Source organism: Nioella sediminis (assembly GCF_001879695.1).
Taxonomy (GTDB): domain Bacteria; phylum Pseudomonadota; class Alphaproteobacteria; order Rhodobacterales; family Rhodobacteraceae; genus Nioella; species Nioella sediminis.
This window is the reverse complement of sequence record NZ_MNBL01000144.1, coordinates 1-10,864: the sequence shown is the minus strand read 5'-3', so window position 1 is coordinate 10,864 and position 10,864 is coordinate 1. Positions and strand designations below refer to the sequence as shown.

Below are 10,864 nucleotides of genomic sequence, written 5' to 3'. Positions count from 1 at the left end.
CCCTTGCAAGGGCATTGGGCCGCTCCTGCGGCGGCTGCAGCAGAGCGAGGTCCGTCTGTGGAAGACGGATGCCGAGTCAGCCCGTGGCGCGGATCGGGCGAATGTCCTCCCGCCAGCTCAGGCCGCGATCCAGCAAGAGCCGCTGCGCGCGGGACGGGTAATCGGTGATGATCCCATCCACCCCCGCATCAATGGCCCGCAGGATGTCCTCGGGGCTGTTCACCGTCCAGGTATTGACGATCAGTCCCAGATCATGGGCCAGCGCCACCGCCTCGGGGTCCAGATCCTCATGATACGGACACCAGAGCGTTCCCCCCATCTGCGAGATGATGCGGGGCAGCGACCCGTCGAACCGCGCCCAGGGGGCCGATCCGATCCAGGGCGAGCCGTCAAACACATTCGCATCCATAGGCGGATTGGGACGCGGCAGGTAGCTGAGATAGGAGCGCGGCAGATCGGGCGCCTTGCGCGCCACCTCTTCCAGCACCCGCCAGTCGAAGCTTTGCAGGATCGCGCGGTCCTCCAGACCATGGGCGCGCAGGACCGACAGCACCGAGGCGACATAGTCGGGGATCGGCGGCGTGAATTCGGGATGGTCCGGGTGGCTCTTGATCTCGATATTCAGCCAGATCTTCCGATAGGCGGGCTCTGCCAGTATCCGCGCGAGATCTTCGAAACGGGGGATCCTCAGGCCGTTCAGAAAGGCCTGATCGGGATAGCGCGCGGCATAGGCGGTGCCCGCGCGCAGCCCGCCCACATCGTAGCGGCTCAGCTCCTCATAGGTCAGATCATGAATGCGCGGCCCCTCCCCCGACAGCCAGTTGCCCTCGGCGTCGCGGGTCGAGGCGGACATGAGCCGGGGATTGTGGGTGATGACCGGAATACCATCGCGGGTGGAGAGGATATCAAGCTCCACCACCTGCACGCCGATATCGAAGGTGTTGCGAAAGGCCAGCAGCGTGTTTTCCGGCAAGACCCCCCGCGCGGCCCGGTGCCCATGGAGCCGCACGATGCCCGGGGCCCGGCGCAGAGGGGAGAGCCGGTCCACCATCTCAGCCGATCCGCCGGTCGGTCTGCGCGTCAAAGAGATGCACCAGCTCAGGCGGCAGCGAGAACCGCAGACTGTCACCGATCTGAATCTCCGAAATACCCTCCAGGCTGATCACCATCTGCTGATCCGTGCCCTGAAGCGGCCCATGCAGCAGGGTGACTCCGCCCAGATGTTCCAGAAGTTCGACCTCCATTTCGATGGGGCCGGACGGGTCGCGCACAAGATGCTCGGGCCGCAATCCGCAGATCACGCCGCCGCGCGCGGATTGAGCCGTGGGCACCACCGCGCCATTGGGAAGCGTGACAGAGAGGTCATCGGCGGTCGCACGGAAAAAATTCATCGCGGGGCTGCCGATGAAACCCGCCACGAAGACGGATGCGGGTCGCTCATAAAGCTCGATCGGGGTGCCGAACTGTTCCACATAGCCGCCGTTCAGAACCATCAGCCGGTCGCCAAGCGTCATCGCCTCGACCTGATCATGGGTCACGAAAATCGACGTCACCCCAAGCCGCTTTTGCAGTTTGCGGATCTCCAGCCGCATCTGCACCCGCAGCTTGGCGTCAAGGTTCGACAGCGGCTCATCAAACAGGAACACCTGCGGGTCGCGCACGATGGCACGGCCCATGGCGACGCGCTGCCGCTGACCGCCCGACAGTTGCCGGGGCTTGCGGTCGAGATACTGCGCGATCTCCAGAATCTCGGCCGCCTCCTGCACGCGGCGGTCGATCTCGGCCTTGGGCATCTTCCGGATCTTGAGCCCATAGGCCATGTTCTGGCGCACGGTCATATGCGGATAAAGCGCGTAGTTCTGGAACACCATGGCAATGTCGCGGTCCGCCGGTTCCAGCCCGTTGACCATCTTGTCGCCAATAAACACCTCGCCCGAGGTGATGCTTTCCAGCCCCGCGATCATCCGCAGAAGCGTGGACTTGCCACAGCCCGAGGGGCCAACGATGACGACGAACTCGCCATCTTCGATGTCCGCGCCGATGTGATGCAAGACCTCGGTCGGCCCATAGGATTTCGTAAGGGAGTCGAGCGTAATTCCAGCCATTTGGCGCGTCCTATTTGTCGGTCTCGGTCAGCCCTTGCACGAAGAGCTTTTGCATTGCGATCACCACGAAGATCGGCGGGATCATGGCCAGAAGGGCCGTCATCATGATGATGTTCCACTGGGGCGACTGTTCTGCCGCCTCCAGCATCTGCTTGATCGAGACCACGATGGTCATCATGTCGGTGTCGGTGGTGATCAGAAGTGGCCAGAGATACTGGTTCCAGCCATAGATGAAGAGGATCACGAAGAGCGCCGCGATATTGGTGCGCGACAGCGGAATGACGATGTCCCAGAAGAACCGCATCGGCCCCGCCCCGTCGATCCGGGCACTTTCCAGCATCTCGTCGGGGATGGTCAGGAAGACCTGCCGGAACATGAAGGTGGCCGTGGCCGAGGCAATCAGCGGCACCGTCAGGCCCCAATAGCTGTTCAGCATGCCAAGGTCCGCGATCACCTCGAAGGTGGGCAGGATGCGCACCTCGACCGGCAGCATCAGGGTGATGAAGATCATCCAGAAGAAGCCCATGCGGAAGGGGAACTTGAAATAGACGATGGCAAAGGCCGACAGCAGCGAAATGGCGATTTTGCCGATGGCGATCATCAGCGCCATGACCATCGAGTTCATCAGCATCATCCACACGGGCGCGGTATTGGTGCCTTCCAGCCCGGATCCCCACAGGGTCTGGCGCAGGTTCACGAAGAACTGATCGCCGGGCAGCATCGGGATGGGCGTTTGCAGCATCCGCTCGGCCTCGTGGCTGGCACCGACAAAGGTGATCCAGACCGGCAGCGCCACGATGGCGACGCCAAGCAGCAGCACGATATGGGCCAGGATCGACAGGAGGGGACGATTTTCAACCATCAGTACTGAACCCTCTTTTCGATGAAGCGGAACTGGATCACCGTCATCACGATGACCATGAACATCAGGATGACCGACTGTGCCGCCGATCCGCCAAGGTCGAGGCCGATGAAGCCGTCATTATAGACCTTGTAGACCAGCGTCGTGGTGGAATTGGCAGGGCCGCCTTGCGTGACCGCATGGATGATCCCGAATGTTTCGAAGAACGCATAGACCGCGTTGATGACCAGCAGGAAGAAGGTGGTGGGCGAGATCAGCGGGAAGATGATCGTCGCAAAGCGCCGAATCGGGCCTGCCCCGTCAATGGCCGCAGCTTCGATGATCGAGCGCGGAATCGACTGCATGGCGGCAAGGTAGAACAGAAAGTTATAGGCCACCTGTTTCCACGCGGCGGCGATGATCACAAGAAACATCGCCTGACGGCCATTGAGGTAGTGGTTCCAGTCATACCCAACCATTTCAAGCAGATAGGGGAAGATCCCGATGGTCGGATTGAACATGAACAAAAATAGCGCCCCGGCCAGAACCGGCGCCACCGCATAGGGCCAGATCAGAAGCGTGCGGTAGGTGGTCGAGCCGCGGATCACCCGGTCGGCAAAGCCCGCGAGGATCAGCGCGAAACTCATCGAAAGAAACGCGACGGCGGCGGAGAAGAAGATCGTCCGGCCAAAGCTGTCGCGGTAATGGTCGTCCTGCAGCAGGTATTCGAAGTTTTCGAACCAGACGAATTCCGTCGAGAAACCGAAGGCGTCCTCGATCAGGAAGGACTGGTAGACCGCCTGGCTTGCGGGCCAGATGAAGAAGATCAGCGTGATGATGACCTGCGGCGCGACCAGAAGGTAAGGCAGCAGGGACGCCGGGAAGTGAACGCGCTTGAGCATCGGGAAGGAACCGGGTGCGGAAGGGAAAGGCCCGGCGACTGGATGAAGCCGCCGGGCGTTCTCGCGTCAGGTGGACGCGATCAGTTCACGGACCGCTCGAAGCGGCGCAGCAGCTCGTTGCCGCGTTCAACCGCATTGTCGAGCGCTTCCTGGGCGGTCTGATCACCGGCCCACAGCGCTTCCAGCTCTTCGTTGATCACATCACGCACCTGCACGAAGTTGCCGAAGCGGATGCCACGGGAATTCGGGGTGGGGGCGTTCAGGCTAAGCTGCTGGATGGCAGTGTCGGTTCCGGGGTTTTCCGCGTAGAAGCCCTGCTCCTGCCCCAGCTCGTATGCCGCCGTGGTGATCGGCACATAGCCGGTTTCCTGGCTCCACCAGGCCTGCACCTCGGGCGAGGACAGGTAAGTCATGAACTGGGCCAGGCCTTCGTATTCCGCCGCATCATGGCCACGCAGCGCCCACAGGGTCGCGCCCCCGATGATGGAGTTCTGCGGCGCATCCGCAAGATCGGTGTCGAGCGGCAGCATGGCCTGACCGAACTCGAACTCCGCCTGTGCCACCATCGACCCGTAATAGGCGGAGGAGTTCATCCACATGCCGCATTCGCCATTGGTGAACATCGGCAGCGAGTCACCGCGACGACCGCCATAGACGAAGAGGTTGCCCTCCTGCATGTCAGCGATGCGCTGCAGACGGTTGGCGACAGCTTCGGTGTTGAAGGTGAATTCGGTATCGAACCCGGCAAAACCGTTTTCCTGGGTGCCCATGGGCATGTCATGCCAAGCCGAGTAATTCTCGATCATCACCCAGCTTTGCCAACCAAAGGAGAAGCCGCATTCCATGCCACTATCGACCAATGCCTGAGCGGCGGTTTCCATTTCGTCCCAGGTGGTGGGCACGTCGACGCCAGCCGCGGCCAGCGCGTCGGCATTGTACCACAGAACCGGGGACGAGCTGTTGAAGGGCATCGACAGCAGTTCGCCTTCCGGGGTTTCGTAATAGGACACAACGGCGGGCAGATAGGCGTCGCCATCGAAGGGCTCACCGGCATCGGCCATCATTTCCTCAACCGGGTAGATCGCGCCCTCTGCGGCCATCATGGTGGCGGTGCCGACCTCGAAGACCTGCACCAGATGCGGCTGCTCACCGGCGCGGAAGGCGGCGATGGCGGCGGTCATGGTCTCGGTGTAGTTTCCCTTGTAGGTGGGCACGATCACGTAGTCGGACTGCATGGCGTTGAACTCGGCGGCCATACGGTCGATGCGCTCACCGTTGGCGCCGCCCATGGCGTGCCACCAGTGAATCTCGGTCTGTGCGGCGGCAGCCCCGGCCATCAGGCCCACGAGGGCGGAACTCGCCAATAGCGTCTTGGTGAAGGTCATTTCTTCTCTCCCTGACAGAAATGCAGCAGTTATGCGCGGCAGCTTTCGGGAGAGACGGAAATAATTCAAGTGAATTTTTTATGTCCTATTTCATAACATTGTATTATGTTCTGCGTTTGAAAACAGTCGCTTTCGCAGAAGCAGAAAGAAAGATAACCCATTGAAATTTCAGCTCAGACAACTGGAAGCCTTCCGCGCTGTCGCGGAAACGGGCAATGTCACAAAGGCCGCTCAGGCGCTTGGGGTGTCACAACCCGCTGTCAGCCGATTGCTGTCGGATTTCTCCAAATCCATCGGCTTCGAGCTGTTCGAGCGCCGACAGGGGCTGCTGCACCCGACAAGTGAGTCGCGCTACCTGCTGACCGAGGTACGCCGGGTTCTGGACGGGCTGGAGCATCTCGAAGACCTGCGCCGCGACCTGACCGAGCGCACCGCCGGGCACATCCGCATCGCCTGCCTGCCGGGGTTTGCCACCAGCCACCTGCCCGGCGTGCTGATGCGCTTTCTGGCGGACCGGCCCGGCGTCACGGTGACGCTGGAGCCTGACCGACCCGAACGCATTCTCGAATGGATCATCGGCGAGCAATATGATTGCGGCATCACCGACGCCTTTCCCGGCCACCCCGCCACGGAAAGCAGCGATGTGCTGATCCGGTCGGTCTGCATCCTGCCCAAGGGGCATCGGCTGGCCGCGAAAAGCCACATCACCCCGATTGACCTGGCCGAGGAAAAGATGATCCACACCCGCCGCGACAGCCGCTTCTTTCACCGGCTAAGCCGCGCGTTTTCCAATTACGGGGTCGAGATCAATTCCTGGATCGAAGTGCGCCAGTTCACCGCCGCCTGCACCATCGTGGCCGAGGGCATGGGCGCGTCCGTGGTCAGCGCATTGGATGCTGCGCAGTTCGAGGGGCGAGGGGTCGTGATCCGCCCCTTCACGCCGCCCATCCATCACCGGCTGACCATCCTGCGCCCGGCCACCGGCAGCCGCACGCCCATCGTGCTGGATTTCATCGACGCCTTCACCCGCAGCCTGGACCCTTACCTCGCCAGCGCCGGCAGCGGCGGCGATCCGGGCTGAGGCGCCACTGGCAGGGTTCGCAACCGGATTGGCAGGATTTGCAAGTGCTACTGAGGGCCTGCGCCCCTATACTGACCCTGACAATCCCGGAGCCGCCTATGTCCACCCCCGACCGTTTCCCCATAGCAAAGCATATGGAGCGTCTCTGCCTCGGGCTGAAACTGCCCTCCGAAAAGGTTCTGGCCCGCGCCGGTCTGCCGAGTGATTTCTTCGCCAGAGAGGGGCGCGGCGCGACCGCTGCGCAAGTCTTTGCCCTGTGGCGGGCAGCAGAGACGGAACATGGCAGCGCGGAGATGGCGTTCGACCTTGCGATGATCTCTGCCAAGGGCCAGTTCATCCCCGCCCTCTTCGCCTTTTCCTGTAGCCCGACCGTCGAGATCGGCTTTCAGCGGCTGTCGCTGTTCAAACCGCTGGCGGGGCCGTTCCGGTTGAGCCTTCAAAGCGACCTCGACGGGCTGTCCCTGCGCTTTGCCTCGCTGTCGCCCCATGATCCCCTGCCCGACAGCCTTGCGGCCTTCGAGCTTGTCTTCCTGGTCAACATTCTGCGCAACCTCACCGGCGAACAGGTGGTGCCCGATCGGGTAGACCTGCCCGCCTATGAGGGCGACCGCGCGCGGCTGGACAACTATCTTGGCACCCCGGTGCAGTACGGGCATGGCTCTGGCCTGCGCCTGTCGCCACGGGATGCAACCCTGCCGCTCATCAGCCATGATGACGACCTGTGGCAGATGTTCGAACCGCGGCTGCGGCGGGATCTCGTTGCGCTTGGTGCGCGGCAGGCCTGTGCAGACCGGGTGCGGGCGGCGCTGATCGAGATGCTGCCAGCGGGCCGTGCCACGGCGGATGCGGTCGGCAGCCATCTGGGGCTATCGACCCGCAGCCTGCACAGACGGCTGAGCAACGAAGGCACCAGCTTTCAAACCATCCTGAACGCCACGCGCACGGAACTCTCCCTGCATTACCTGCGCCGCGACGATGTCAGCATCGAGGAAATCTCGTACCTGCTGGCCTTCCGCGACCCCAATTCCTTCTACCGCGCCTTTCGCGGCTGGACCGGCATGACCCCGCGAGAGGCTCGGGACCAGCCCCGCCCCTAGCCGCGCTCCGCCAGGAACGTATCCACCTCATCGCCCATGGGAATGGCCTCTGCCGCGCCGGGGCGGGTGACCTGGATGGCGGCTGCCGCCGCAGCGCGGATCAGGGCCTGATCCAGCGGCCGGCCCGCATCTATCCCCGACAGCGCATAGCCCAAAAAGGTATCGCCCGCGCCGGTGGTGTCGACGGGGACGACGCTGAAGGCATCGACCCGCGTCGCCGCCGCGCCCGCGATATAGGCCGCCCCCCGGCTGCCATAGGTCACCAACCGGTCGATCCCGTCGAGCGCGCCATGCGGCAGGGCGGCGCGAAGCTGCGCTTCCTCCACCTCGTTGACGGACAGAAGGTCGGTGAACGGCAGGATGTCGCGCACCGCCTCCGGGTCGAAGGGGGCGGCGCAGTAACAGACCTTCAACCCCCTGCCCCGCGCCAGCCGGGCGGCCTCGACCCCCGCGCTTGTTTCGTTCTGCAAAAGCAGCCAGTCGCCGGGCTGAGCGCTGCCAAGCACCGTTTCCACCTGATCGGCTGTCACCTGCCGGTTCGCACCGGGAAAAAGGATAATGGCATTCTCCGCCGCGTCATCGACCGCGATGATGGCATGTCCCGTCGGCACCTCGCCCCGCGCCACATGGCTCACATCCACCCCATCCGCCGCCAGCCGGTCCACCGTCCACGGCCCTTCCGGTCCGATGGCCCCGATATGGCGCACGGACCCGCCCGCGCGGGCGATGGCGATGGACTGGTTTGCCCCCTTGCCGCCGAGCCCGGTCTGAAGCGTCCGCGCCGCAATGGTCTCGCCGGGCGCGGGAAGATGATCCATCCGGTAGGAATGGTCGATATTGATCGAGCCGAGATTGTAGATCGTCATGGGACCTGTCCGCCTGCCTGATGAGGACAGACTAGCCTCACCCACGCACGCCTGCCAGCCCGGTTTCGCCACTCGATCCGCATCGCAGAGCCGCGCAGGAAGATCAGCCCGCCAGCCGCATCTGGGCGATGGTCCGGGTCAGGGCGGTCACGAACAGCCCTTCTTCTGCCCCCGGTTCCGCATCCTCACGGCGCAGCAGACCCACCGGCCCCCGCGTCATCCCGGTATCGAACGGCAGCCGCACCAGCCGCCCCTCTGCCAGTTCGTTCCAGACCACGCCGCGAGAGATGATCCAGACCGCATCGCTTTCCCGCGTATAGACCCGGCCAAAGGCCCCCGAAACCGTTTCCAGCGCCTTCGGCAGCGCGCCGATGCCATGGCCGATCAGGAACCGTTCCACCAGAGGCCGGATCGCGGCGGCGGCGGGCGGGTAGATCACCGGCCAGTTCACGATATCCTCCAGCCGGGGGGCATCGAGCAGCGGATGGCCGGGGCGCACCACGAAATCCACCTCTTCCTGGTAGAGCTGCGTGAAGCTCAGGTTCTGCATGATCGACGGATCGCCAAGCCGCCCGATCACCATGCCCACGGCGCCGCTGCGCAGCTGGTCCACCAGATAGGCAATCGGCCCGTCCAGCACCCGCAGCGAGGCGCTTGGCGACAGGCGTTCGAACTCCACCACCGCACGGGGCAACAGGGCCGCCGCGACGGAAGGAAGCGCACCGATGCTGATTTCGGCCCGCTTTCCCGTCGCATCGAGCTGCGCGATGCCATCGAGCCCGTGATCCAGCGCCGACAGGCTCATATCCGCGAAATGCGCAAAGACCTGCCCCGCATCGGTCAGGCTGACCCCGGCCCGGCTGCGCAGAAGCAGCGTCTTGCCGAGGATCTGTTCCAGCTCCTTCAGGGTCTTGGAAATCGCGGGCTGCGTCAGGTTCAACCGTTCCGCAGCGCGTTTCAGGCTGCCTTGCCGCACGGTCTCGGTGAAACACTGGATATGGCGCAGCTTGATGCGGCTGCGGATCGCTTTGTTATCCATTTGGGAAAGCATAATGCCCAACATGTCATTTTTCACGCATAAACAGTTATGCTAAATCCAATCCAACAGGTCTAGTCTGATTTCTGGGAGGATCTCATGCGCAGTCAGGTGGTGATTATAGGGGGCGGTCCGTCGGGGCTGTTGCTGGGGCAGCTACTACATCGCAAGGGCATTGACGCGGTGGTTCTGGAACGCAAGACCCGCGACTACGTGCTTGGCCGCATCCGCGCGGGTGTGCTGGAAACCGGGCTCGTGACCCTGATGCGCGAGGCGGGCGTGGCCGAGCGGATGGATGCCGAAAGCATTATCCATGACGGCACCGTGATCGCCTATGGCGAAGATCAGTTCCGGGTGGATTTCGTCGAGACGACCGGCGAAAGCGTCGTGGTCTATGGCCAGACCGAACTGACCCGCGATCTCTATGATGCGCGCGAGGCCTGTGGGGCCAAGACGTTGTTCGAGGTGGACAATGTGGTGATCAACGGGGCCGACAGCGACGCGCCTTACGTCACCTTCACCCATGAGGGCAGCGAAAAGCGGATCGACTGCGATTTCATCGCGGGCTGCGACGGGTTCCATGGGGTCAGCCGCCAGACCATCCCGCTGACCGTGCGCACCGAATACGAGAAGGTTTATCCCTTCGGCTGGCTCGGGCTGCTGTCCGACACACCGCCGGTGCATGAGGAACTGATCTATTCCAACTCCGACCGTGGCTTCGCGCTCTGTTCGCAACGCAGCTGGACGCGCAGCCGCTATTACATCCAGTGCTCACTGTCCGATCATGCCGAGGACTGGTCCGATCAGATGTTCTGGGACGAGCTGCGCCGCCGCCTGCCCGCAAAGACCGCCGAAACACTGGTCACCGGCCCCTCGATCGAGAAAAGCATCGCCCCCCTGCGCAGTTTCGTGACGGAACCGATGCGGTGGGGCCGGCTGTTCCTCTGCGGTGACGCCGCCCATATCGTGCCGCCCACGGGCGCCAAGGGGCTGAACACGGCGGCCTCCGACATCCATTACCTCTATCACGGGCTGATGCAGTTCTACGAGGAAAAGGACAGCGAGGGCATCGACCGCTATTCCGAGAAGGCGCTGGCCCGGATCTGGAAGGCGGAACGCTTCAGCTGGAACACCACGATGATGCTGCACCGCTTCCCCGACATGAACGGGTTCGATATTAAGATGCAGCGCGCCGACCTGGAGTTCCTGCGCGACAATCCAGACGCGCAGAAGGTCTTTGCCACCAATTACGTGGGGCTGCCCTTCTGATGCGCGTTCTCAAGGCAAATGGCGTCAAGCTGAACTGGCGCGAGGATGGCGAAACGGCGGGAGTCCCGGTGGTCTTCGCCAATTCGCTCGGCACCGATATGCGGCTGTGGGACCAGATCCTACCGCTTCTGCCCGCTGGCCTTCGGATCATCCGCTTCGACAAGCGCGGGCATGGGCTGTCGGACTGCCCCGCTGCCCCTTACGCGATGGCGGATCTGGTCAGCGACGCCGAGGCGCTGCTGGACGGGTTGGGCGTTTCCGATTGCGTTTTCGTGGGGCTCT

At 63.2% G+C, this 10,864-nt stretch carries 11 protein-coding genes; 4 read left to right on the top strand and 7 right to left on the bottom strand.

From position 1 onward, the window contains the following. Positions 1–76: 76 nt before the first annotated feature. From BKY26_RS16415 to ugpB, 5 genes are all read right to left on the bottom strand, one after another. Positions 77–1,084 carry a glycerophosphodiester phosphodiesterase gene (locus BKY26_RS16415; protein WP_158514350.1) on the bottom strand — a complete coding sequence of 336 codons (1,008 nt, stop codon included), beginning with the start codon at positions 1,082–1,084 and terminating at the stop codon, positions 77–79. After that, positions 1,053–2,105 (bottom strand): sn-glycerol-3-phosphate import ATP-binding protein UgpC, encoded by a 1,053-nt coding sequence (locus BKY26_RS16410; RefSeq protein ID WP_071691458.1) that lies wholly within the window; start codon positions 2,103–2,105, stop codon positions 1,053–1,055. Before BKY26_RS16410 ends, BKY26_RS16415 begins: the two co-directional genes overlap by 32 nt. A gap of 10 nt (positions 2,106–2,115) precedes the next feature. Further along, entirely contained in the window at positions 2,116–2,967 is an 852-nt protein-coding gene (gene ugpE, locus BKY26_RS16405; RefSeq protein ID WP_071691457.1) for a sn-glycerol-3-phosphate ABC transporter permease UgpE, read from the bottom strand. Further along, the gene (ugpA, locus tag BKY26_RS16400; protein WP_071691456.1) at positions 2,967–3,848 is read right to left on the bottom strand and encodes a sn-glycerol-3-phosphate ABC transporter permease UgpA; all 882 of its coding nucleotides are present in this window, start codon (positions 3,846–3,848) and stop codon (positions 2,967–2,969) included. Before ugpA ends, ugpE begins: the two co-directional genes overlap by 1 nt. A gap of 80 nt (positions 3,849–3,928) precedes the next feature. After that, positions 3,929–5,233 (bottom strand): sn-glycerol-3-phosphate ABC transporter substrate-binding protein UgpB, encoded by a 1,305-nt coding sequence (gene ugpB, locus BKY26_RS16395; RefSeq protein ID WP_071691455.1) that lies wholly within the window; start codon positions 5,231–5,233, stop codon positions 3,929–3,931. 160 nt (positions 5,234–5,393) lie between these two features. On the opposite strand from ugpB, the gene BKY26_RS16390 reads away from it, so the two are divergent. After that, on the top strand, positions 5,394–6,314 hold the full coding sequence (locus BKY26_RS16390; protein WP_071691454.1) for a LysR substrate-binding domain-containing protein: 921 nt from the start codon (positions 5,394–5,396) through the stop codon (positions 6,312–6,314). A gap of 98 nt (positions 6,315–6,412) precedes the next feature. Beyond that, entirely contained in the window at positions 6,413–7,411 is a 999-nt protein-coding gene (locus BKY26_RS16385; RefSeq protein ID WP_083431489.1) for a helix-turn-helix transcriptional regulator, read from the top strand. Here the strand turns inward: BKY26_RS16385 and BKY26_RS16380 are convergent. Continuing rightward, positions 7,408–8,277 carry a ribokinase gene (locus BKY26_RS16380; RefSeq protein WP_071691453.1) on the bottom strand — a complete coding sequence of 290 codons (870 nt, stop codon included), beginning with the start codon at positions 8,275–8,277 and terminating at the stop codon, positions 7,408–7,410. The two genes, BKY26_RS16385 and BKY26_RS16380, sit on opposite strands and share 4 nt — an antisense overlap. A 103-nt stretch (positions 8,278–8,380) precedes the next feature. Further along, positions 8,381–9,316, bottom strand: a complete 936-nt coding sequence (gene pcaQ, locus BKY26_RS16375; RefSeq protein WP_071691452.1) for a pca operon transcription factor PcaQ — start codon at positions 9,314–9,316, stop codon at positions 8,381–8,383. A gap of 96 nt (positions 9,317–9,412) precedes the next feature. Here pcaQ and pobA point away from each other — a divergent pair, with 96 nt between their 5' ends. After that, positions 9,413–10,582: a 4-hydroxybenzoate 3-monooxygenase gene (gene pobA, locus BKY26_RS16370; RefSeq protein WP_071691451.1), complete on the top strand. Its 1,170-nt coding sequence runs from the start codon at positions 9,413–9,415 to the stop codon at positions 10,580–10,582. Next, on the top strand, positions 10,582–10,864 hold a 283-nt coding region (locus BKY26_RS16365; protein ID WP_342714980.1), incomplete at its 3' end, for an alpha/beta fold hydrolase. The genes pobA and BKY26_RS16365, both read left to right, overlap by 1 nt.

What these genes read in the sequence shown, in the direction of transcription:
- BKY26_RS16380 (WP_071691453.1), bottom strand. Translation starts at nt 8,277, where the DNA reads ATGACGATCTACAATCTCGGCTCGATCAATATCGACCATTCCTACCGG.
- pcaQ (WP_071691452.1), bottom strand. Translation starts at nt 9,316, where the DNA reads ATGGATAACAAAGCGATCCGCAGCCGCATCAAGCTGCGCCATATCCAG.
- pobA (WP_071691451.1), top strand. Translation starts at nt 9,413, where the DNA reads ATGCGCAGTCAGGTGGTGATTATAGGGGGCGGTCCGTCGGGGCTGTTG.
- ugpA (WP_071691456.1), bottom strand. Translation starts at nt 3,848, where the DNA reads ATGCTCAAGCGCGTTCACTTCCCGGCGTCCCTGCTGCCTTACCTTCTG.
- BKY26_RS16410 (WP_071691458.1), bottom strand. Translation starts at nt 2,105, where the DNA reads ATGGCTGGAATTACGCTCGACTCCCTTACGAAATCCTATGGGCCGACC.
- ugpB (WP_071691455.1), bottom strand. Translation starts at nt 5,233, where the DNA reads ATGACCTTCACCAAGACGCTATTGGCGAGTTCCGCCCTCGTGGGCCTG.
- ugpE (WP_071691457.1), bottom strand. Translation starts at nt 2,967, where the DNA reads ATGGTTGAAAATCGTCCCCTCCTGTCGATCCTGGCCCATATCGTGCTG.
- BKY26_RS16385 (WP_083431489.1), top strand. Translation starts at nt 6,413, where the DNA reads ATGTCCACCCCCGACCGTTTCCCCATAGCAAAGCATATGGAGCGTCTC.